This window comes from Brunnivagina elsteri CCALA 953 (assembly GCF_002289455.1).
GTDB classification, from domain to species: Bacteria; Cyanobacteriota; Cyanobacteriia; order Cyanobacteriales; family Nostocaceae; genus Brunnivagina; species Brunnivagina elsteri.
On the sequence record NZ_NTFS01000060.1, the window covers coordinates 1 to 22,080 of the forward strand.

Here is a 22,080-nt window from a genome sequence, read left to right on the forward strand (position 1 = left end):
CCTTCAATTGGTACAGTTTTTCTTCCTGGTGATTAATTCCTTAACGTAACTTTCTGCACCACTGCTTATTTCACCCCGATGATGGCAGGTGCGTACACGACGGTTGGGATTACAAGCGCAGCGAGGTAATTGTTCGGCAGTTGGAACGGGATTACAATTTGCAACCAGTTCGGGGGAGTCACGAGAAATTAGAGCGCACCGCAACCACGGGACAACACCGCAGAATCGAGCGGGAACAAGGGGAGTACGATTTGGGGTTGAGGGATAATTCCCCAGAACTGCCAGTTAAGATGCAGTTGCAGAAAATTATCGATGGGCTTTGCCCGGTCTGCGACCATCGTGTCACGGCTTTGAAAGAGCATGATTTCACAAATGACCATCTGACGATGCCAAGGTTAATCGAGCGATTGCAGGGGGAAGGGGTAGAGGTTCGCCACGGTTTTACCCGCAACGGCAAGTCGAAGGGGATTAGTTATAGTTTTTTGGGACAGGCTTTTAGTGGTTCCCATTTGGGTGCTGCCTATACTTTCCCAGGTTTGCAGAAACACAAGGGTGTCAGTTACCAACCACAACGGGATGATATGGCGATTAAACAATTGCTGTTGAATCCGGTAAATTATGGTGCTGCAACTGGGTTTGAGCAGAGTGATAGGTTTGCGATACTCCCTGCGGGAGTCGCTGCCGCTAATGCTAGCGCAAAGAATGGGGAGAAGGACGAAACCACACAAAATCAGCAGTGGCAAGCTGTATATCAACAAATTTGTTCAAAACTAGAGCAATTTGATGGGGAGAAGCGGGATTATCTTATTGCCAAACGGTTGTTGCAATTGAAAAAACCGTTGTCAGAAATTAAGGAAATTATCAATGCCAGCCCGATCAAGCGTACCCAAACTGAGGTTAAAGAGTTGATGGTGAGGGCAAATTTTGAGCTACGGCAGGAGGAGCGAAAACAACTGCGGCAAGAGAAAAAGCAAAGTGAGCTTGAACTTTAAGACAAAAATTATTATTAAATTGATGATAGCTATGTTACTAGCTGATTTAAAAAATCAACAAACTTAACAGCCAACTTGTCATAGATGTCCAATTTTTATTCTAAATTATGTGATTGTTCTTCAGGAATTTGTTCTTCGTTAATATCTTGCTCGCAAACATAATTTTGCCAATACCCAGGAATAATAGGTGTTCGGAAGTGACGGCTAGCAATGAGTCCTAGTACAAACCATCCACCATTAACGCACGAGAGGTTACTAAACACTTCTTCCTGCTTTTCATGAAGCCGGAAAATGTAAGTTTTAAAGTCATCCAATGTCTTTGGTAATTGAATTGAAGACAAAGTTGTTCCACTTTCGTATCCTGCGTTGGTTTTATACAAATATTTATCTGTTTCTTCATCAGGAAACCAAAACTGAAAATTTGTTGTTGCAAAGGTTTTAGTGATAGCTTCTTGGAAAGGCTTATACTCATCAGCGAGATTTAAAACTGCAAACCAGCCAGCAAGTGTAGGTAAAAGCGTAGAAACTTCCATCAGCTTCTCTTTTGGTGGAGCTTGTCCAACTTCTATCGCAATAAGGTCATCATATCTATCGGAAGCAATGGGAAAATATTTACCGGTTTTGTAAGCAAGAAATATACGAGAGCCTAGTTCTGTAACCCAATGAGCAGCTACATTTGTGCATCCGGCACTAGCAAGCGTAAGTAGTCCCAGGTTAATATCAATCGAATGAAAGTCATGCAAAGGAACAAATGCAGAAGGATTATTTGCAACCAAAGCTGCGAGCATTTCTCCTACTGCTCGCATTTGCTTAGAGTAACTCTCACGAAGCCCTTCATTATCCGTAATAGCAAGTAAGTTTATAAACACCATACCTAACGTGCCAAGAATGCCAATAACCTCAAAGGTACGAAGAGGGTACTCCAGTTCATCAGCACCATAACCAAATAAACCATCTTTAACAAAACAGTGTGGCTGGAGCTTGGACGCATATGCACTACTGACTTTGAGGTAAGTTGATAATAGATGGTGAAACTTTTCGTTCGTTGTCTTGCAATTAAAAAGCTCATTTTGACGCATCCAATCCCAAGTAAGCAAAACTGTGCGTTCGGCACAAAGTAGCGCAGGTTTGAGATTATCAGCTTCTTGACACCAATAAAAAACGATGTTAAGACTCAAATCAAGCAAGCAGAGAGCTTTCTGACGCTTGCGCTCTGCACTTTTACTTTTGTCTTTTGTTAGATTCCCTTGAAATAAAATTTCTTCAATTAACTTATAGAAATAGCGCGGTTCATCTTCGTTTTGGTCGGCAAGCGCAATTGTTTTACGTAAATATTTTTGAACTGACTCTGGAAATAGATATTCGTCGAGAAGATACTGTTCGATAAGTAAAGTTAATTGGTCCGCGCCCCAAAAATCAAACTCAACCTCGCCATATTTCGGGTCTGAACCAGCGTGCCGATGAACATAGTTTACCCAATCTGGTTCAACATCTTGCTTTAATTCGCCCCCAGTTGCGAGGATTATTTTCTTTGGTAATGCCTCATGTTCTGGTCGAACGCGATTACGTAGGTATGAATCAAGTATTTCATCAAGCGACTGACGCACGGCATTTTTATCCCCATTCCAGCTATTTCGATTAATATCTCCCTTTTTTACAGTCAGTAAAAATAACTTCTGTCTATTATCTTTAGGATCAATACCGACAGCAGGAATATCTACACCAAATTGGCGCGAACCAATAGCTGGACGACTTAATAAATCAATTCCCATCGCCAAAAGAAGGTCAGGGAGCAGGGCATCTATTTCCCCCGACTCTTTGAGCATACTAAGATACTCGCGGATAACCAGCTTCATACATTAACCTCCCCAGCAGTTTCATCCGTTACGTTTTTCGTTTTGTGTAACCCCGCATTTCGCCATTGCCTTCGCAGATAATCTTGCCCAATAGGGTCAATAAATTCACCTTGCGGCAACTCGCACTCAAAAGAAAAACTAGCAAGCTTAGAGGGTTCTGTAAAATTCCCATCTCGCTCATAAAAATAGGAACGACCATACTTGAGACTGACTTTAGAACATATATTGGCAAACACAGAATATCTCTCTGCTTCTTCCATCATTGCGTTTTGCTGCTTCCACTTGGCTAATCGCAAAAGGTATGTTCGCTGTGAGGGTGGTTCAAGTTCTTTTAGACGGGGGAGTTTTTCCCGCGCTTCAAAATAAGCATCAGAACAACTCAGCGCCTCTCGAATGACATTTTGTTCTTCTGCGGTGACATCCGAATCTTCCATTCTAGATTTCAAGTAATCACCAGCCTCACGCGGATAGTTGTAAAGTACATATTCGCTTAATAAGTTCACAATTAACCTAGCAATATCGGGCGAAGGTGGTTCACGCTTGATTGCCGACAGTAACATAGCTGCAAGAGAATGTGCATCTGTTGTTATATAACCTGCAAGCCGATATAAAACCCAAACTAATGTTTGTTCGTCTAGGGTATCTAGTACTTTCTTGTTTAGTAAAAATACTCTATTTCTCGATGTTTTTTTGCTACTAACTTCTTGTACTTCTTCTCGACTTTCCCCCAGCGTAATTGAATAAAAGTAATCAATCACATTACTTCCAGCAATATGTAATGACGAATATGAAGATGCAAACCAGTGAGTAATTGCTGCGTTCAATGCGTCGATATGGTTGTTAAATAGCTCCATAAAAGTGCTATTTAACATTTTTGGTAGTGTTGCATCACGAGATGTCCTGCTATAGTCCCAACACAAAGCTATTGACTCAATTACTTGAAATGCGAATGCTAAGTCGTTTTTTGCATAAAACTCTATACAAAAATCTAAGGTTTGTAATAATTCCGATGGAAATAAAATCACCTGCACCAAGTTCAAAAGTGCTTCTTTTTGCCAATAATGGTTGTATAGTTCGTTATGTTTTAGAAACAAAATACTAGCTACCTGCTTCTGAACAGCAGGGTCTTTGGATGATGCAAATTCGATTAAAATTGTTGCAGCTTCATTTGATATGGGAGCTAAATTACCGTAAGCTCTAAGCAACACAAGCTCAATATCAGGATTAAATGTAGTTTTCAAGTAATTAAATCTATCTAAAGTATTTTGTAGTAATACAGACTGCTTATCATTACCGTACTTAAACTCACCAAGTGCGGCGATACCCATCCGACAAAGTACTGGAACTTCGGATTGCGTCAAGATAAGCGCACGGGAATGAGCTATTTTGAAGTTAAAATTAGCAAACTTGAGAAGGGCATGGTAAGCTTGTCCAACAATCGGTGACTCAAAACGTGCTACAAACTGGCTGTAAAGAAAATCAGCATTCTCTTGAGAACGAGCAGCTAAGTTTTCCACAACCGAGTAAATTTTATATTCAGCACTAGTTTGAGATATAAGTTCTAACGCATCAACTAGAGTTTCTAATTTAAGATCGAGTTCTGGGAGAGCCTCACAAAATAGCTCGTAAAGCGTTCCTCTTACTCTACATCGTTCAGTTTTCGTATTCTCTTGTTTAAATACTTTAGTTACATGACTTACTATGTCTTTGTTATACTCTTGTTTAAGTACAAGTAATACAAAAAGTCCAACTTTGCTGCCAAAATTTATACGGATATTATGTCTGTATATGTCATAAAAGACATTAACAAAATCTTCAATTTCATTCCAAACCGCGAGCGCTAAATCCACAGCATGACGAACTAAGTAGTCTTGTCTTACCTCTGATTTAGAAAAACCTACTTTACCATCTTCGCTTGTGAGAAATCCAAGCTCAAGTGCCTCACTCAACTTAACTTTATCAACTTCCGAGATTGCTACAGTTTGTTCAGTTTGTTCATAGATTACCGCAGCTACCCACTGTAAGGCTACGTGTACACCTGCATGATTTTGTTGGATTTGTTGCCAGTATAGAGTTAAGTCAACCATTTAATGTACTACAGTTTATAAAAGTATTAAATACTACTAGTTATTCTGTATGATAATCTTTTTAAGTGTAGTACAAAAAGTCTATATTTTTACTCCTTAATTCCTCCAGTTATAGTATGCATAGGTTTTTGTCACAAATTAAAGTTCATATAATTCTATAGTTCCTCCTTATTGGGTTTAGGTAGTAGTGTTAGCCACGCAGTCAATTAAATCCCCAGCCAGGGACGGACATTACCTCGTGCTGCGGGCATAAGACTACCGTTGGCGGAACGTACCTTCCAATTGCGGTTGTTGCCAAATTCCATTAATTCAACTTTTTCGCCACAATATTCACCATAAGAACTACAACCTGGTTTCCAAGCTTGTTTTGCAGCATCTTTAATATGTTTGATTTGGTCGTTCGTCAAGTTGCGGACGGCTTCAAATAATATCTCGGTGTCCGCGATCGCTAATATCAATTGACCTAGTACGAGCATATTATTCCAATTGGCAAAGATTTGTTGGCTAATCGATTGAGTTTCTTCATTGGTAATGGTTTCAGGGTTTTGTGTGTTGTTTGCAATCGCGTTTTCAGGTTGATTTGTGACGACTTGCGACTGATTTTGTGGCGACACCATGTCACCTTCATGACGACCTGAATCGGCTACAGGTGAAGGTGTTGAGTCAAAATGACAACTTGTACCAGCTTCAATTTCTTCTTTATTATCGAAGCAAGTAGTATTGGTTGTTGATTGATGTCCCTTAGAGCTATTAAAAAGGTCGTCACTTTGTTGAGAATCATAACTACCAATACTTTCAGTCGTCATTTCAGTCGTCACCCTAGTTGTCACCAAGTCGTCACAACCCGGTGGTGAGCTGGTCACTCCAGGGGGAGAACTCCATTGTGGAGCGGCTTCTTGCCTTTGTGCGAGGGAGCTACCCACGGTAGACTGGGTTGGCTGATTACTTTCTCCAGAAATAAGTAGGGGGAAATTGTGACCTGGCGCTCGTATACCGACGCAGGTAATAAACCGTCCCTTATTGGTTCTGCGTTTGCTAGCATCAATTCCCAATTGGGTTTTGAGCAAATTAATTAAATTGCTGGAGAAACGCTGGGTTGTCATCGTCCCCTGCCCGTTAGCACTTGCCCATTGGGCGTAGTTGGCGTAGAGGCAGTAACTTGCATCTCCCGTGGCATCGCCGACTTTGGTTTCCATATTGGGATCGTAATACAGACATTGGTCAGCCCAGTTGGCGAGGGGGTTGGTTTCCAGCAAAACTTCGGTGCTAAATGCTCCCAAGGAGGGAACCCGATTAGTTGTATTGCGGACGTAATCGGCGACTTCGCTTGCTTCCATCGACAGCACCCAGAACAATAAACCTGGCAAGTAGGGTCTAAATTCGTCCATCATGTCCCGCCGTTGGTGGGGGGAAATCACCCGCTCGAAGCTCATGGAAAGGCGACGACGGGATAATCCATTGGTATAATCGCTGCTTTGCATAGCTTCGTTGGCTGCAACCCACACCAGCCCCAAGAATTTGTAGCTGCCAGTTTGCTGTACGCCCTTTTTCTCAATCGGGATTTCGTCGTTACCCGTAAGTGCCTTTAATCGGCTCACATCCCCGGCGTAACGCTCCGAGTCCGTGATAAAAATGGCTTTCTTGCCGTAGAATTTAGCCGACTCGAACCGATTTTGTTCCACTTCCTTGAGGGTGGTGACGGCGTAGTTGTCTTTGCCCAATAACATTTGCACCAACCGCAAAATCGTACCTTTGCCTGTACCCCCGGCTCCGATTAGTTCCGTGTAACGCTGCAATTCGCCACCGCGTTCGGTAATCGTGGCATTCATCGCCGCCCGAATTACCTCCAACCATTCGCTATTGTTGCCGCAGGTTTCCAGTAACCATTGCTTGATGGGTTCGCAACCAACTTCGCGATCGCTCCATTTAAAAGGTAGACGGGAGAGAAAGCGATAACCGGGATGGTGTTCCCTGGTTTTCAGGGTACGGATGTTGACGATGCAATCTTCTAAGCATACCCATCCCGGTATTACATCCCAGTAATCGACGTGCAATCTCGCTTTGAGGATGGTGAGTACGCCGTTGACAAAATAGGCTGTTACTTCGTGGTTTTCGAGTTGTAACTCCCTGACAACCATGTCGAAAGCAAGTTCGTGGCTAATCTCGCTCCACACCCCCGTTTCTTTTTCTAATTCCACCCCATCCAAGGAGATGATATCTCCGCTATTGATAATTTTTGGGGAAGTATCTCTATTGCTTGTTTTTGGGGTGTTTTTTCTATTGTTAATTTTTGGGGAATTATCCCCGTTGTTAGCATTCTGGGAATTTTTTTTATTGCCAGTTTTCGATGAATCTTCAGGGGAATAATCTTCTTTCCGTCGGACGCGCTCTACCTCGTACCAATACCAAGCTTTGGCGGGGACGTTCCAAGCCAACCTTTCTCCATATTTATCGGCTATGTGGCGGGCAAACCCGGTCTGGGTAAGTTGCTTGTCTTTACCATCGTGTTTTTGGAATTGTTTTTCCCAAGCCCCCAGGTCGATAATTTTACCCATTATCTCCCGCTTAAATTTGTCGATCCCGTTGTTTTCGATGTAATCGTCCATGCCTTTTCCCTGGTCTTCGCTCCATAGTCCCGTGGCAATATACACGGGTACTTTAAACTTAACCAATTGTGAGGCTAATTTCCTCTGGGCTTGGATAACTCCTTCCTTGATTGCCGCATCCGCGTCGAAAATAATAATAAATCCAAACCCGGCATGGGCTAACTTTTCCAGGGTTTCCACCAGGTAACGTTTGCCCTGGGGGTCATCTTTGGCTGGGGTTAATCCCATTTCTACTCCGGCTAGTGCCACGCAGGGAATATCGTTGGCACAGGCGGATATTGCCTTTAACATCCCTTCGGTAATACCCAAACAGGGGTGTCCGTCAATTTTCCAGCACAATTCTTGCAGCGCGACTAAATCTTCCCAATAGCGGGGGTTGTGGGGATGGCGTGGCAGCATTGCGTCGTATTCCTCCCCCGTCGCTGTCCGGTATTTGGGGGCTTTTTTCTCGTTTTCTGTGCTATCCGTAGCGCTTGCTTCTAATTTCTTCCAGGGTTTGTTGGGGCGGAATTGTCCGAACCCGTTAACCCCTTCTAACCAAATTCCCTCTGATTTTGCTGGATACCCCAGGCGATCGCTCGCCTCTTTGACAGTCATCGATCGACAGTTAAGCTCTATCCATTCGGGATTTAGCCCTCGCTTGGTTACGCATTCAAAGTAGTGTTTGTCGTTTAACCGCGATTTTGGTTTATCGTTAAGATTTGTTGCTGGGTCGGCTTGGGGTTGAGGGTCAAAGCCTTGGTGAACCCCATTTTTCGGCTTCTCGCTACTATTTATTACTGCGTCTGCCTGATAATTAGAATTATTTACTTCTTCTTGGTAGGCAGTTTCTACGGCGTTCTGATGATGATTAGTAGATGACAATTCGTACATAGTGATTCTCCCTCATATTTGTTGTGGCGTTCTTTGGAGGGAGTGTGCGCCTTTAGCTTGCCTAAAATCCTTGCTTTATCTGAGTTTTATTTCCTGTTTGGTGGGTATTGAAAGTGTGTCAGTTCCCAATGAAAGCGCAGGATATTGCCAATTGTTTTGGTCAACTCACCAAAAATTTATATAAAACTCTGTCAAAAGTTATAGAAAATTGGTACGACATGCTAAGATAATGCCTATAGGCGCACAGCTTCTTCTCTCAATTGAGTAGCCTTTCAGTGGTCAAACCGCCAAGTCTTCGCACTGTTAGGTTAATCGAGAGTAGCTCTGCTCCGCTCCAATCCGATTCTATTTATGTTTCTATTTCTCTCTCGTCCTATCTCGGTTTCGATTGAGAAAAGTAAATTAATTACAGCTTTTGGATGCTTTAATCCAACCAGAATGTCGCTCTCCACGGGCGGCATTTTTAATATGGACTTCGAGCAACCGTAACAATCACCTCCTGAATCGATGTAAATAAATGTAAAAGCTCGCTTCGCTTTTAACTAAACTATTGTTGATCACTGTTAATTGCATTTAACTCCGAGTTTAAGAGCGCATAATAATCACACGCACTCTTTCGGGTAAACGCTAAAAGCCAGGGTGGACAAACAAAACACAATACATCATCGAAGAGCGAATTAGGTGTGACAAAAACTCTTAAATATCGCAATCAATGAAGTTTGTATTCACTCCAGATTCTAATACAAATCCACACATATCGATCCATGTAATCTAATTTTTTTTTTAAATTCAGTATAGTTAGTAATTATTGTGAGTGCTTGTTGATACTTTCTCTCCAGTTCGAGATTTTCCAGTTAATAACCATACGAAAGTTAGCCCTTAGTTTCCGATAAAAAAGAGCAATTTAGTGCCAAAAATTAGTTTTTTCCAAAAGTGACAATCGTTAACTTTTGTTAATTTTGGGTCTTTTTAGGTCATGTTGGATATTTTTAGACATTAACCAGCTAATAAAAATAAAAGTGTAATATACACAATTGCGCGGATAGCAAAAATATTTATATTTATTGCATTTAGAGCAATTATTCCTGTTAGCTTGAACATCTCATCTGAATTTTAGCTCCGTGTGTTTATTTCATATTTAGCCTCATATTGATATTAGGAATATTGCTAAATTGATAGTCAAAATTAAGCCACTGTAATGCGATTAAGATTGTGACTGACTTATTCATCGAACAAACAACCATTAGCTAGCAGATTTAATGTGTCTCTTGCAATTGCTGGGTGGATTGAATTTGGGGTAACGGCTCCAGTGGGGTACTAACGGGAGAATATCGGCAGTAGCAAACGATAATTGCCCCAAATTCCGCATTTGCGCTGTTGGTGCTATATTCTTCAACCCTAACTACCTCCCAATCCCCAACCCGACTGTGGGTGCTAGCATTTTGGAACTGCTTCGAGGCAAATGGTTCAACCCTGTGATACTCCCGCAACCTGTAACCCGGTTGGGGAATTGGTTGTTCCGATGAATCAAAATGCTCGGCAAGGATATCGGTAACTGCCCCCGTGTGGGCTAATAACCTGTTTTCGGCTCCTTCTTCCTCTCTCCAATCCGCACGAAAGATAATGTATTTTCTCATTGGTTTTCCTCCAAGTAATTTGGAAATTCTGTTTCTCCCTCGAAAACGCAGAGCCATTTTAGTGTTTTGTCCCCAGTCGGCTCTATTCGCAACAGCTTCCATCGATATTTCTGTTCTATTGCATAACACCTCCACCGCTCGGTTACTGCATGTCGGGAAATGTTTTCTTCCTGGGGCTGCTTGTTTTCGGTCATACCTCCCTCGAATTAGCTGCTTTCTCTTTCTTTTTGTTAGCGATCGCACGTTTGATGATGATTTTTGCTAGGTGGGTTGGGCTTAAAAATTCTTCTTTCGCCCACTCCTCTAGATATTGATATTCATCCCCTATTATCTTTATCGTGTGATTGTGACTTTACTTTTTCGTTAGTAACCGCTTTCTCCGCCATTGTTTCTATCAAGTTAGATAGCGTTCGATTTTCACGATTTGCCCATTTTTGAAGTTCCTCCTTTAACTCATCACTACAAGTAAAAGTAATTTTGGCTTTTTTAGTAACTCCCATAGCTTCTGAATAGGTTGGATATTTCCAGTAAACATCAGAAGCTATTTATATAGTTGTATTTCTGAAGCAATTCTACTTTTGATGATAGCTTCCGAAGCTTTCTGATATAATATCACTAGCAGCCAACAAAACGACACCCAACAAAGGCAACAGAAGCTAGAAAGTGACGTTGAGGCTATCAATCACAGGTTTTTGATATCAGATTTTGCAGGAGGAAACTTCTCCCTGCACAGTTTGACTAGCCACCTAAAATCCAGGCTGTAACTCCGTTGCAGCCGATTTCAAGCTGGTCGTAGCTAGTAATGTGAAAAATTATTAAGGAGAGTGCAAGGAATGTCTGCGCGACAGTAAAAATTACAAGTCTTACAAGACAAGCATTTGCTTGAAAGTTGCATTTTTTTACCAGCTTGAAAGCATCCATTTCAGCCCTTACTTATCCCAGTTCTATGTTCAGCTTTATGGGTTGCAAGCAAATATAGAAGCCCAAAAGGATTGATGTACCGTGGTTGTGGTTGCTAGTGCGGAATAATTGAGCGAAATAGAGACAGTGCGTTTGACGTGCAGAGAAAATCAATTTTGATACTAGTTGGAAGTCCCAATGTTGAGTAATTGCGATGCAAAAAAATATTTTGAGATTCACTATGAAAGGTTAATTTCTGATAGTGCGTGGTACAGATTAAAGAGAATCCTACGGGAATGCGAATTGGAGCTATCAACAGATAATTTGCGGTTTCTTGCTGAAATCAAGCAGAAAAAGCAGTACACCAAACTATCGCTAAAAGATTTAATCTTTTGCCAAAAACAAGCTCAAGAAATAGCTAAAAAACGACTATTAATTACAGGAGAATTAGCCTATAGAGAATTGCAGAAAGCCAGCCAAAATAAAGCACATCGAACGACGATTCTTAGGTGGTTCCAAACCCACGTTAGTGCAATTAATGGAAAATACTTTGATAAAAACAGAAACTACCAAGCCGAGGAGTTAATCCCCGTATTTGCATCAGCATACGTTTATGCAGCCAAAAAATCTGCTGTGAAATTGTCCCGAAATAAAACAAGGAGTCCCAATGAAAAACCACATTGAAAATATTCGCAAATCTGTGAAGAAACTGGGATATATACCAACTTCTCAACAGATAAAAAACGCAATCAATCAAATATGCCCAGACGGTGACGATATTTTAGCCAATAAATCAGCCATTGTCGCAGAAGTCATTAGCTATTTTCAATCACCAGAAACAGCAGATTTAGTCAAAAATAATCAACCCGAAAGTGAGATAGATATCTCACAGCAGACACCTACTAATCAACCCGAAACTATACAGAACAATAGTCTGATAGATGAGAAAAATACTGACATACCAGGAATCTCAGAAGCTAACAATGAACTTGATTTAGAACCAGCAGACGAATCCAACCTCATTATTTCTGACGAAAATAAATACGATTTAATTGCATCCCAATCGGTTGCATTAGGCATCGAACTATCAGAGGTAGAAGTCCAAGAACTAGCAACCAACATCAAAGACAATTTTCTCGACTACGAAACATTTGTAGAAGATGCTATCGATACCATTATTAATTACGCAGAAAACCGCAGCAACCGATTAGAACAAAAGATTAAAGATGCTCGGAAGCAAATTGAGGGACACAGACGGCAATTAAATCAAACATTAGTTGGCGAATTTCGGGAATTAAATCACTTTTTTCGACAAGGAGCAGCAAAACGCCAGGAATTATCCAGACAGATTGCAGAAGCATTCAAAGTTTAGCCAAACTAGAATTCAATTAATTGGAATTGGGTTGTGCTTATTGCCCTTAATAATCCAGTATTTATGGTCATTCAGACCGCCTACACCAAGACAGAGAGAACAATTATTAATCAAACAAGGATACATCTGCATTGAACATTGCGAGGATAATTAATAATGAAAAAATCTCAATACATTCGTGACCATGTTTCTGGCTACGGTAAACAAATCACTAAAGCCACCAATAAAAAATTCGGTATCAACAATTCCCTAATAATTCGTGCCGTTAACGGCGATGAAAAAGCCCTCAAACAGATAGGAGATATGGGTAAAACGGGAGAAAGATTAATTTCAGCAATGCCCCTTATCAGAGAAAACCTCAAATCCTATATCGAAGGAATCGGTGATTATAACGAAGCACTGGCAGACATTTATAAAACTGGAGGACGGGAAGCAGCCAAAATTGATAAAGCTGGAGGTGATGTTTCCCTAGAGAACAACCGTTACAATCACTTAATTGAGGAATATCAAACTAAACTATTTGCCGATTTAGACAAAGAATATCAACGTCACGACGATGCAATGGATGTCATCGAATTACAGGCATGGATAGATACTCAAATGGCAACAGTCAACACCAAAGTGAATCTCGAATCTATCTCGAATAAGCCCTTCTTAGCACAAATACAGGCTAACCGAGATTACGAAGATAAAAAGATAAAACATCTACTTGAAAATGGCTCAGATAGTGACAATAGCCTGATTCCTAAAAAGCATTTTTCAACCAATCCAGTCGTTAAATTCTGGAACAATATTCGAGAAATATTTAGATGAATTAAATACCCCCAGGTATTTGCAGGGGGATAAGTAACCAGACAGAATTAATTACAATACTGATTTTTTGATTTCTTTGATGGCAAGAAATTCAGCCCAAATTTTGTGTAATTAATTGTGTCCAACTACTTATGCCGAAAACAGAAAGAGTAATTACTAAATATACCAGTTATGTTACAGGATTTAGAATCTGTAAGCGAGAAATTGTCAGGAAGAGAATCTTTCCGACAAACTTTGGACGAAGACGAACGAGGAAATTATCCCCGCAGCGAAGATTCATCTTTTACCCCAGATGAAACAGAAATTATCTCCGAATTTAAAGCCAATCATCAAAAAAAGATTAATAAAAATCGTAGCATTCTCAAAGGTTTAGAAGTCAGCTTTTGGGGTATTACATCTTATTCCCTAGCCCGATTCTTAATTCTGACTAGCGGTACACAGGGTTTAACTTTAGCCATCGCTAGCGCATTTTTAATTAATCAAATAACTAATCGCGATTGTTTCGATAACTTTCGAGTTGATAAAAAAGACGACCAATGGGAAATAGACGGTATGGGTAGGTTAATCAAATTCGGTTTATCTACGATAGTTTCAATTGTAGTTTTATGGGGTGCGATTGGTGATTTTATCCAAATGGTTAATAGTTCCCAACAAACTTACAATACCCTACAAACAACCGTAGAAAAATTTAATAAATTACCCGACGACGAACAAAATAAACTGATTGTAATTATCGGAATATCCTTCGTTGCTGGAGTGTATACCATATCTTGTCTAAATAGGAGATGAAAAAATTAGCTGGATTTGCGGTATTAGGTGTAACTATCGCCCTATCTAGTACATTCTATTTAGGGCAATCTTCACGACCATTTAATTTAATTGGGGTAAAATTTTGTCCCAAAACAGCTAATAATAATACCAATAATCTCAACTACGCACATGCAAGTAAAGCCCAACAGAAACTAGATAGCAAATATTGCCAGTTTGAATATAAACTACTCAAGGAAGTTTGGGATAATCAGCAATTTCAAGCATCCAAACCACTCCCAGAATCGAGCTTTTTAAGTCGCGATATCCCCGCTATCCAATCGGGCGTAATGTGGTTTTTAGTTGCACCCGTTTCAATGGGAATTGCTTACTTATCTTGGGCTAAGAAATGTGAAGATGAAGAAACCTATTTTTATCAATTATTGCAAGACTTTAAAATCCAAGTTTCCCTAACTGGTACATTTACAAGGGAAGAAATTGATTTTAAATCCCAGTCAATCAGAAATAATTGGGATAAACAGCGTGTAAAAGTCGGTTTTATTTCTGTTGAAGGAATGCAAGATAAGCTGAGAAGACAGCAAGAACTCCAGGATAAAACCCATACTTCTACCCTCAAACAATTTAACTTAGCTGATGCCGAAATGGATAAGAAAATCTCTGAGAATTTGAGAGATAAATATAAGGCTGATAAGGAATCAGATAAAATGCTCGGTGCTAAAGATAGTAATAACGATGACGATGCTAACTCCAATCTCAGCACTCAGGAATTAGCTAACCAGCTAATAAATGCCCTGAAACAGCATCAGGATGGGTGGTTGTGGTATTTAGTGGAGTCTTTCACCCCTATTATTATCTGGGGAAAAGCCGGAAGCTATAAATCATATACAGCAGCATGTATAGCGCTTTTGAAACACTTTCTCATCGATGCTAAAATCCAAGCGATCGCCGACATTGATTTTGACCAGAACAAGGAAGATAGCTGGAAATATTTGATACCTCTGGAGCCTGTAATTTACGGTACTGGTATTGATTGGGAAGATTATGAAAATGCTTATTTAGATGCGATTGAAAGGTCGAAAGTACGCACTCTCAAAGATAAACCAATCGTGAGTATTTGGGATGAGTTAACCAATGCTAATGGTAAATTTGAGAACGCGAAAAATATAGTTCCGTTCGTTATCGCTACTCCCCGGAAGAGAAACGAACATTGTATATTGTTGTCCCATAATCTCACCCAAGCTTGTTTAGGTGGTTGTGAGAGCATTTCTGAGCCAATTAAAACCCAGACCTATCGACTTAATTTAAAAACTAATCCGCAAGCTCAACCATTGTTTAAAGGTGTTTTGGAGGGGCTTGTGGATGATGATGGAAACGAGTTAGAGCAGCATCAAGTATCGTTACCAAAATGGTTTCGTCCTGAGATTATTTGGGGTCATTTTCATGGGAAGGCGATTAAGTTTGATTAATAAATCGACGAATTTGTCTAATGTTGTCAAAAATGTCAAAAGTTGATAATTTACAAAAAAAAACAATATTTTGTGACTAATCAAAATATAAATACAACTCTGGACATGATTCAAAATGATTCACAAATATGATAATTTGAGATATATACATTCACGAGATAATCAATGATAAATAACAAAATTCGAGGAAATAAAACGTGAGAAGAGACTCTATATATTACAAAATTTTTCAACGTTTTCCTGAGTTACTTTTTGAATTAGTTGATGAACCTCCCGAACAAACCCAGAACTATCGATTTGAATCGATTGAGGTAAAAGAAACTGCTTTTCGCATCGATGGAGTCTTTTTACCCCCAGAAAGTGCAACACCCAGAATCATTTTTTTCGCAGAAGTTCAATTTCAGAAAGATGAAACTCTCTATCATCGTTTCTTTACCGAATCAATGATGTATTTGAACCAGAATCAAGGTAAATACGATGATTGGTACTGTGTGGTAATTTTCCCGTCACGCAGTTTGGAACCAACTGATAAAAAAACTCATCGAATATTTTTAAACAGCGACCAAGTACAGCGCATTTATTTAAAGGAGTTAGGCACTCCCGAACAACAGCCAATAGGTATAAATTTGATGCAGTTGACAATCGCCTCAAAGCAAGCAAAGCAAGCAAAGCAACTAATTGAGCGGGTACAATTAGAAGAAACAGACACCGAAGCGAAAAACAAAATAATAGATATTGTTACCACTATTGCAGTTTATAAATTTTCGTCTTTAAGTAGAGAGGAAGTGGAGGCTATGCTGGGACTGAACATTGAAGAAACACGAATTTACCAAGATTTGGAGCATCAAACCAAATTAAAAACGGCAGCACGCCTAATTAATATGGGCTACAGCATTTCCGAAGTGGCGAAGGGAGTTGATTTATCAGTCGAGGAAGTTACAAAACTTGCTGAAAATCCACCCCAATAGAAAAATGAGCGCGATGTATAATTTGTTCGCGTACTGAACTCACGCCGCAGCGATGGCAATTTTTTCTTGATCAGAATCAGTTAAAAGTAGTTCGAGTAGGGATTGTAAAGCTGTGCGATCGCCAATAAATTCTTCATTGTATAAATCATCTTGTTTTAATACAGCTTCAAGATGGGGAATTATTTCTGGCGACGGCGATGCTAACTTTTCTTTAATACAACTTCTCGCTACCTGTTTTGCAGCATTAGCCCCTATTCCCAAATCCCAACTATTAATAGTTAATCTGATTTCCCGGTTAAGCGATATACGTAGCGTCTTTAATCGCCAATATAAACCAGGATTCAATAATAATTTAGCTTGCGTACTACCCCAGTCTAATCCAGCACCAATATTTCCAACCTCTGATTCTTCTTCAATTTGTACATTATTATCAAGGGTACCTTTACCAAATAGTAATTCCACAGCTTCCGAACGGCTGATTAGATTATCTGGAAATAATGTATTTAAATTTTGCTGTTCTTTCATTATTTTACCGACCTTAAAGAAAGCGATCGCCATCGATTAAGCACACCTTTGACGAAGAAAACAAGAATTACTTACGACTTAAAATCAGGCAATTGTTTACCCTCAGCTTCCAAATACTCAAAATCAGGATAATCAAAAATAGGAGACTGGGAAACAATACCTTCTTCAGCTAAATCATCTTTGATTTTACCCGTCAAAGCCGCAATTAAAACATTGTGTTGGCGGATAATTCTCGCAAGTTCTTCAATATCGCGATTTTCCCAATAACCAGTTTCATCGCTAACATCGCAAGTAATCCCCAACTCGCAAGCTGCATCGAGCATTTTCACAATTAGCAAATGGCACTTAAGAAAATTCTCCAAACCCCCATATTCGGGATTACTCGCATATTGGGTTTTACAGAAACTCGTCCATGACCAATCATTAATATCTTTAATGGACGAGTGGCTAGCCAAACCAAAAATAGGAGTTTCAGAACCTTCTCTCGGAAGCGAATTAAAACCAATAATATAGGTAGGATTTTCCCAAGAAAAACCATTCATTGCAATTTCTATTGGCTTTAATGCTCGAATTTTAATAAAAGCATGGGGGTCATCAAAATTATCTTTATCAAAATGACAAGCATCCCCTTCAATTTCCACCAATTCATCAACACTTTGAAAAGGAAGTCTTAAAGCTAAATTGCGTAAAGCGACAACTTTTTCCCTTGCCTGGGCAATAGTTGCATTATTTAAACTAAATTTATAATGAATTGTTAGTCCCATTTTCGATAAAATCTTTCTTGTTTATAAGTTTACGTTGTAGCTGTTACATTAACTCCTTTTCTATCCCAATTAAGGATAGTTTGCTTCACATTTTCTATTTCCTCAAAATCTACCCGCACCATCCCACTTTCAAATTCCACTCCCAAAACTGTACTGACTTCAAGGATTTCAGCAAAACTAGCACATTGGTAATTAGTTTTTTCATACTCATCAACTCGTTCGATGTCAATTCCCAACCTCGAAGCAAGTTCATCAAGACTAATTTTGGCTGCAATCCTAGCTTTAATTAAAGCGAATGGCAGTTCATTTAAACTGTTAACTTTGATTTTAATTGGTTGACTAATATCACAATTAATAAGTTTTTCGTATTCAGCAATTTCTTGGATTAATTTATCTAAATGACATTGTAAAGCGCTTCGGTTTAGTTGCCATCGCTCATAGTCATTTATTTTTGACTCGAACGAATTATCCATAGCAGCGATCGATTGTTTAAACTTAATAACCCATTCTTGACTAACTCGATACTCTAATCCATCTTTAATCATGGTTCCCACCTCATTAAATCTATAGCGATAATGCCTTTTTTATTGCCCCGTCTGTCACACTGAAAAAAGTTGAAAGAATTATCTCCATAACTACCTACAGGTTGATTGGATGGAAAAATTTCTCCTTTATATTTAGCTTTTTGTCCAGCACGGTCATAATGATTTAACAGTCGAGGAGCATTAATTCTCAGATTTTCAATATCTACAGTTTCGTCATCATAACAAGCATCAAAATCGCCGGGGTTTGGCTCACTTGTCACAAAGCTACCATTGATGTAAATAACTCTGCAACCTGCTGCTTTTAATTCCTGCATTGCCATTTCTAATCCTGCCATTAACAGCACGCGCCGCCTAGTTTTACCAAATCGCTCCTTAAACTCCTCCCACTCGCAAAAATACACACCTGGTGGCAAATTGCCATTTGAGTCAAATTCCGGAATCATTAATTCACACCATAACAAATATTTTAATTATCCGCTATTCAGGGTAAAAAAAAAGTCATAAAAAAAGTCATAATAATATGTTTTATAAAAGTATTTTATATCTACATTTTAATTTTAATTGCCGCTTATATAGACATGTAATCAAGACACTGTACCGTGAATACGTATATCTTCCCTAGCTTCTTGAATAGCTTGTAAATCTTCTTCATCCTCCATATCATCGATTCTTTTTAAGAGCGCATGAATGTCATCTAAAGTGCTGTCATAAGCTTGGTAAAGCAGTACGATAATATCTTGAATTAATTCTTGTCTTTCTTGGTCGGTCTTCATTGTTTTATTTTTATCAAGTAATTGGATGATACAAATTTGTTTTATCATTAAATTCCCAGCCAATACCAGAAGTATCCTTACGCTTAGACCAAGCAAAAAAAAGTGGTGCGGGTTGACTTTCCCTTTCCTTACGAATAGTTTCTGGAGTTACCCCCAACCTGGAAGCCAAACTTTCTTCTGTAATCGGCTGAAACTTAACAGGTTGCCCTTGATAATAGGAATTACTGTTGTACGACTTACTTCGCTTTGGCTGATTATTAATATTACTTTGAAGCTGCATAATTGCCTCAGCAAATTGAGTCAACCGATTATTTATCGCATCAATTTTTTGCTCTAAATCATTGAGACTTTTAGTCGATGGAACCTCATTGCTATTTAAGGAACCCGACAGTTGGGATTCTAAATTATCCAACCGTTCACAAATTTCCGATATGGTTTGATAAACTCCATTTTGAGAACTAGCACTGCCATCATCCAAAGTAAATATCAAATCATCCAAACCAGCAAGCACCTCACTAGTTTTTCCCTGTCGATGTAACCGAGATAATTCCCTCACCGCATCAATTAAAGGAGTGGGTACGCGCAACATTTGGCTGGGTTTGTTCTCGTCGGACATAGTGATATCGCAGTTGCTAGCAATGAATCGCGCTATCAATTAAGATAGCATTGATATCAGCGTATCAGAAATAAGGGAGAAAAAGGGTGATTTGATTAATCGTTCTTAACAGAGAGTGGGAATATAGATGAATAGACGACTGCGAATACACGTGAAACGTGAAACTTTGCCACGGGGAGATGCTCTTCCCGGTGGCAAAGTTTCACATAAAGTTAAATCGGAAACCAATTTTCAACCATTAAATTATTAAAAAATTCAAAATCAGAAACATTATTAGTTACCAAAATTAAATTATTACTATAAGCAATACTCGCAATTTGACCATCTACAAAAGCAGGAGTTTTACCAATCTGGGATAATCTAGCCCTTTCTTGAGCGTGCCATTGTGCCGCCTTTAAATCATAATCAAATACTGGTAAATTTAATACCGATTCATGAATATAATTCCAAAGATACTCTCGCCGCTTAGATTCTGGCAGCCGCAAACAACCATGTAAAAGTTCATGAACAACAACACTAGAAACAACAACTTCGGACTTATGAATATCTAGTTTGTGTAAAACATTGGTATTAGGAATAGGACGTGCTGGCTCTGAGAGAATATTGGTATCAAGTAAGAATTTAAAGCTCATAAATCAATTTCTCTGCCCACACTAGTATCTCGTAAATCAGCAAAATCCTCATCAGTAAAGATTATCCCCTCGTTTTGGATTACCTTTCTAAATTTTTGTAATCCCTGCCAAAAATTATCCCCTCTAGACTCCTCCTTTTTGTTACGTAGAAACTCAAATAAATAGTCCCGTTCCTCTGTGGGCAAACTGTTAATAGAATTAATGATTTCTTGTAAATTCATCATAGAATCTCTTCTCTCACTAAATCCGACTATACGCTAACTGTATTTTAATCTCTAAATGAATCGCGCTATCTTCTTGATAGCATTGCTATCATAATACCAAGAATCAGGGAGAGAAAGCATTGTTAGATTGACTATTTCAGCAAGATAATTGCATCGTGACTTTGTAGCTTAATAAAAATAAATTTAAAGAGTGTAAGATTTCTACCTACTAATACTTGACACCATTATAAATACGTGTATTGATGGCGATTAATTAATGGATGTAATAAGAGTATTGCGTCGAAGTATATAATATAGAGTTGTTATCGGAAACATACATTATCGAGAGCGGGTGCGTGAGTATTTATGCCTAGTGAGCCAATTTTTGGGGAGATTGTCAAGGCGGAGTTGGAAGCTTGTTTGGATGCGCCGATTACTCGGTATTTTGAGGCGGAGTTGCGAGATGACCCGGATGTGCTGGCGCAGTTGTTGGCAGATAAGCGGAATCCGAATACAAAAATGGCGTATGAGAAGGATATTAAGGACTTTTTTTTGAAGATGACGGCATGTACGCCGAATCGGGATAGCGTGCTGGAGTTTCTGCATTTGCAGAGGGAACAGGCGGTGATGGTTGTCCTGAAGTATAAGGCGTTGTTGATTTCTGGTGGGTTGCGGGAGGCGACGATTAACCGCAGACTTGCGGCGATTAAGTCGTTGGCTGCGATGGGACGGAAGTTGGGAGTGTGCGATTATTCGTTGGAGGATGTGTCGGGGGAAAAGGTACGGGCTTATCGGGATACGCGGGGGGTTGATTATCGGGAGATTGCCAAGGTGTCTGTTGTGTTCGATAGGGAGACGTTGTTGGGTAAGCGTAATTACGCAATTTTTATGTTGTTGTGGAGTAATGCCCTGCGTCGGGGAGAGATTTCCCAGTTAAATGTGGGGGATTTTGATTTTTACGGGCGACAGTTGCGGATTTTGGGGAAGGGACAGGGTACGAATGATGAGTTTATTGAGTTGAGTGCGGAGAGTGGAAGGGCGATAGCGCAGTGGTTGATAGCGCGGGGAGATATGAAGGATGATGCGCCGATGTTTACGGCGTTGGATTTCCGCCACGAGGGGCATCGGTTGACGGGGGATGGGATTTATAAGATTGTGCGTGCTGCTTTTGAGAAAGCGGGGATTAAGAAGATGATGAGTCCCCATCGGGTGAGGCATTCGGCGATTACGACCATACTTGATGAGACGGATGGCAATATTAGGAAGGCGCGGAAGGTGAGTCGCCATGCGGATGTGAGGACTTTGATGATTTATGATGACAACAGGCGCAAGGACCAGTGGCAGGTGTCGGAAATGCTGGCTGGGTTGTTGAAGAAGGAATCGTAGTGTAATTGGGATGTAGATTTTACTTCAATGTCTGATTTTCTGACCACGAAGTTGAAAATCATGACCAAAGCGCTATTCGATTCGATATGAAGAATACAAAGCTTTACGAGTTAAGCTGACGGCTTCGCTTAGGATGGATGCAGCCTGCTCAATTTCTTGGAGAGTTGTAAATTTGCCGATACCAATACGCAATGCACCTTCAATTACCTCTTGTGGTAAACGGGGTGAAATAAGCAGTGGTGCAGAAAGTTACGTTAAGGAATTAATCACCAGGAAGAAAAACTGTACCAATTGAAGG

The 22,080-nt window shown here is 39.8% G+C and carries 21 protein-coding genes; 8 read left to right on the forward strand and 13 right to left on the reverse strand.

Going from position 1 to position 22,080, the window contains the following annotated elements:
• Positions 1–158: 158 nt before the first annotated feature.
• Positions 159–992: a hypothetical protein gene (locus CK510_RS07875; RefSeq protein ID WP_211293124.1), complete on the forward strand. Its 834-nt coding sequence runs from the start codon at positions 159–161 to the stop codon at positions 990–992.
• Between the two features lie 95 nt (positions 993–1,087).
• Here the strand turns inward: CK510_RS07875 and CK510_RS07880 are convergent, their stop codons facing one another.
• The 5 genes from CK510_RS07880 to CK510_RS07905 all read right to left on the reverse strand — a co-directional run bounded on the left by CK510_RS07880 (position 1,088) and on the right by CK510_RS07905 (position 10,551).
• The gene (locus CK510_RS07880; RefSeq protein WP_095721182.1) at positions 1,088–2,848 is read right to left on the reverse strand and encodes a hypothetical protein; all 1,761 of its coding nucleotides are present in this window, start codon (positions 2,846–2,848) and stop codon (positions 1,088–1,090) included.
• Positions 2,845–4,935, reverse strand: coding sequence for a hypothetical protein (locus CK510_RS07885; protein ID WP_095721183.1), 2,091 nt, complete (start codon positions 4,933–4,935; stop codon positions 2,845–2,847). Before CK510_RS07885 ends, CK510_RS07880 begins: the two co-directional genes overlap by 4 nt.
• A 206-nt stretch (positions 4,936–5,141) precedes the next feature.
• Positions 5,142–8,414, reverse strand: coding sequence for a DUF3854 domain-containing protein (locus tag CK510_RS07890; protein ID WP_143289245.1), 3,273 nt, complete (start codon positions 8,412–8,414; stop codon positions 5,142–5,144).
• A gap of 1,256 nt (positions 8,415–9,670) precedes the next feature.
• Positions 9,671–10,051 carry a hypothetical protein gene (locus tag CK510_RS07895; protein ID WP_095721184.1) on the reverse strand — a complete coding sequence of 127 codons (381 nt, stop codon included), beginning with the start codon at positions 10,049–10,051 and terminating at the stop codon, positions 9,671–9,673.
• 317 nt (positions 10,052–10,368) lie between these two features.
• Entirely contained in the window at positions 10,369–10,551 is a 183-nt protein-coding gene (locus CK510_RS07905) for a ribbon-helix-helix domain-containing protein (RefSeq protein WP_095721186.1), read from the reverse strand.
• A gap of 598 nt (positions 10,552–11,149) precedes the next feature.
• Between CK510_RS07905 and CK510_RS07915 the strand changes: the two genes are divergently transcribed.
• From CK510_RS07915 to CK510_RS07940, 6 genes are all read left to right on the forward strand, one after another.
• Positions 11,150–11,635, forward strand: a complete 486-nt coding sequence (locus CK510_RS07915; RefSeq protein ID WP_095721188.1) for a hypothetical protein — start codon at positions 11,150–11,152, stop codon at positions 11,633–11,635.
• On the forward strand, positions 11,619–12,323 hold the full coding sequence (locus tag CK510_RS07920) for a hypothetical protein (RefSeq protein WP_095721189.1): 705 nt from the start codon (positions 11,619–11,621) through the stop codon (positions 12,321–12,323). The genes CK510_RS07915 and CK510_RS07920 overlap by 17 nt, the downstream gene beginning before the upstream one ends.
• A 156-nt stretch (positions 12,324–12,479) precedes the next feature.
• A complete protein-coding gene (locus CK510_RS07925) occupies positions 12,480–13,136 on the forward strand; it encodes a hypothetical protein (RefSeq protein ID WP_095721190.1) in 657 nt (218 codons plus the stop codon).
• A gap of 171 nt (positions 13,137–13,307) precedes the next feature.
• Complete coding sequence (locus CK510_RS07930; RefSeq protein ID WP_095721191.1) at positions 13,308–13,925, forward strand: hypothetical protein; 618 nt, start codon at positions 13,308–13,310, stop codon at positions 13,923–13,925.
• On the forward strand, positions 13,922–15,370 hold the full coding sequence (locus CK510_RS07935; protein ID WP_095721192.1) for a hypothetical protein: 1,449 nt from the start codon (positions 13,922–13,924) through the stop codon (positions 15,368–15,370). The genes CK510_RS07930 and CK510_RS07935 overlap by 4 nt, the downstream gene beginning before the upstream one ends.
• A gap of 197 nt (positions 15,371–15,567) precedes the next feature.
• Positions 15,568–16,338, forward strand: coding sequence for an Rpn family recombination-promoting nuclease/putative transposase (locus tag CK510_RS07940; protein WP_095721193.1), 771 nt, complete (start codon positions 15,568–15,570; stop codon positions 16,336–16,338).
• A 39-nt stretch (positions 16,339–16,377) separates the two neighbouring features.
• On the opposite strand, the gene CK510_RS07945 is transcribed toward CK510_RS07940, so the two are convergent.
• The 8 genes from CK510_RS07945 to CK510_RS07980 all read right to left on the reverse strand — a co-directional run bounded on the left by CK510_RS07945 (position 16,378) and on the right by CK510_RS07980 (position 20,417).
• Complete coding sequence (locus tag CK510_RS07945; RefSeq protein WP_095721194.1) at positions 16,378–16,863, reverse strand: hypothetical protein; 486 nt, start codon at positions 16,861–16,863, stop codon at positions 16,378–16,380.
• Positions 16,864–16,934: 71 nt separating this feature from the next.
• Complete coding sequence (locus CK510_RS07950) at positions 16,935–17,627, reverse strand: hypothetical protein (protein ID WP_095721195.1); 693 nt, start codon at positions 17,625–17,627, stop codon at positions 16,935–16,937.
• Positions 17,628–17,656: 29 nt separating this feature from the next.
• Entirely contained in the window at positions 17,657–18,172 is a 516-nt protein-coding gene (locus CK510_RS07955) for a helix-turn-helix domain-containing protein (protein WP_095721196.1), read from the reverse strand.
• The gene (locus CK510_RS07960) at positions 18,169–18,615 is read right to left on the reverse strand and encodes a DUF6932 family protein (RefSeq protein ID WP_095721197.1); all 447 of its coding nucleotides are present in this window, start codon (positions 18,613–18,615) and stop codon (positions 18,169–18,171) included. The genes CK510_RS07955 and CK510_RS07960 overlap by 4 nt, the downstream gene beginning before the upstream one ends.
• Before the next feature lie 141 nt (positions 18,616–18,756).
• A complete protein-coding gene (locus tag CK510_RS07965; RefSeq protein WP_095721202.1) occupies positions 18,757–18,945 on the reverse strand; it encodes a hypothetical protein in 189 nt (62 codons plus the stop codon).
• Positions 18,946–18,958: 13 nt separating this feature from the next.
• On the reverse strand, positions 18,959–19,561 hold the full coding sequence (locus tag CK510_RS07970) for a coiled-coil domain-containing protein (RefSeq protein WP_095721198.1): 603 nt from the start codon (positions 19,559–19,561) through the stop codon (positions 18,959–18,961).
• Positions 19,562–19,773: 212 nt separating this feature from the next.
• The gene (locus CK510_RS07975; RefSeq protein ID WP_095721199.1) at positions 19,774–20,193 is read right to left on the reverse strand and encodes a type II toxin-antitoxin system VapC family toxin; all 420 of its coding nucleotides are present in this window, start codon (positions 20,191–20,193) and stop codon (positions 19,774–19,776) included.
• Positions 20,190–20,417, reverse strand: coding sequence for a hypothetical protein (locus CK510_RS07980; RefSeq protein ID WP_015173958.1), 228 nt, complete (start codon positions 20,415–20,417; stop codon positions 20,190–20,192). The genes CK510_RS07975 and CK510_RS07980 overlap by 4 nt, the downstream gene beginning before the upstream one ends.
• Positions 20,418–21,023: 606 nt before the next feature.
• On the opposite strand from CK510_RS07980, the gene CK510_RS07985 reads away from it, so the two are divergent.
• Positions 21,024–21,782 (forward strand): tyrosine-type recombinase/integrase, encoded by a 759-nt coding sequence (locus CK510_RS07985; RefSeq protein ID WP_245911931.1) that lies wholly within the window; start codon positions 21,024–21,026, stop codon positions 21,780–21,782.
• Positions 21,783–22,080: the final 298 nt, after the last annotated feature.

Excerpts from the sequence above, each read along its gene's own strand:
- CK510_RS07970 (WP_095721198.1), bottom strand. The coding sequence starts at position 19,561 with ATGTCCGACGAGAACAAACCCAGCCAAATGTTGCGCGTACCCACTCCT.
- CK510_RS07885 (WP_095721183.1), bottom strand. The coding sequence starts at position 4,935 with ATGGTTGACTTAACTCTATACTGGCAACAAATCCAACAAAATCATGCA.
- CK510_RS07920 (WP_095721189.1), top strand. The coding sequence starts at position 11,619 with ATGAAAAACCACATTGAAAATATTCGCAAATCTGTGAAGAAACTGGGA.
- CK510_RS07950 (WP_095721195.1), bottom strand. The coding sequence starts at position 17,627 with ATGGGACTAACAATTCATTATAAATTTAGTTTAAATAATGCAACTATT.
- CK510_RS07985 (WP_245911931.1), top strand. The coding sequence starts at position 21,024 with ATGGTTGTCCTGAAGTATAAGGCGTTGTTGATTTCTGGTGGGTTGCGG.
- CK510_RS07965 (WP_095721202.1), bottom strand. The coding sequence starts at position 18,945 with ATGAAGACCGACCAAGAAAGACAAGAATTAATTCAAGATATTATCGTA.
- CK510_RS07905 (WP_095721186.1), bottom strand. The coding sequence starts at position 10,551 with ATGGGAGTTACTAAAAAAGCCAAAATTACTTTTACTTGTAGTGATGAG.
- CK510_RS07935 (WP_095721192.1), top strand. The coding sequence starts at position 13,922 with ATGAAAAAATTAGCTGGATTTGCGGTATTAGGTGTAACTATCGCCCTA.
- CK510_RS07930 (WP_095721191.1), top strand. The coding sequence starts at position 13,308 with ATGTTACAGGATTTAGAATCTGTAAGCGAGAAATTGTCAGGAAGAGAA.
- CK510_RS07975 (WP_095721199.1), bottom strand. The coding sequence starts at position 20,193 with ATGAGCTTTAAATTCTTACTTGATACCAATATTCTCTCAGAGCCAGCA.
- CK510_RS07890 (WP_143289245.1), bottom strand. The coding sequence starts at position 8,414 with ATGTACGAATTGTCATCTACTAATCATCATCAGAACGCCGTAGAAACT.
- CK510_RS07925 (WP_095721190.1), top strand. The coding sequence starts at position 12,480 with ATGAAAAAATCTCAATACATTCGTGACCATGTTTCTGGCTACGGTAAA.
- CK510_RS07895 (WP_095721184.1), bottom strand. The coding sequence starts at position 10,051 with ATGAGAAAATACATTATCTTTCGTGCGGATTGGAGAGAGGAAGAAGGA.
- CK510_RS07915 (WP_095721188.1), top strand. The coding sequence starts at position 11,150 with ATGTTGAGTAATTGCGATGCAAAAAAATATTTTGAGATTCACTATGAA.
- CK510_RS07880 (WP_095721182.1), bottom strand. The coding sequence starts at position 2,848 with ATGAAGCTGGTTATCCGCGAGTATCTTAGTATGCTCAAAGAGTCGGGG.
- CK510_RS07960 (WP_095721197.1), bottom strand. The coding sequence starts at position 18,615 with ATGATTCCGGAATTTGACTCAAATGGCAATTTGCCACCAGGTGTGTAT.
- CK510_RS07945 (WP_095721194.1), bottom strand. The coding sequence starts at position 16,863 with ATGAAAGAACAGCAAAATTTAAATACATTATTTCCAGATAATCTAATC.
- CK510_RS07955 (WP_095721196.1), bottom strand. The coding sequence starts at position 18,172 with ATGATTAAAGATGGATTAGAGTATCGAGTTAGTCAAGAATGGGTTATT.
- CK510_RS07980 (WP_015173958.1), bottom strand. The coding sequence starts at position 20,417 with ATGATGAATTTACAAGAAATCATTAATTCTATTAACAGTTTGCCCACA.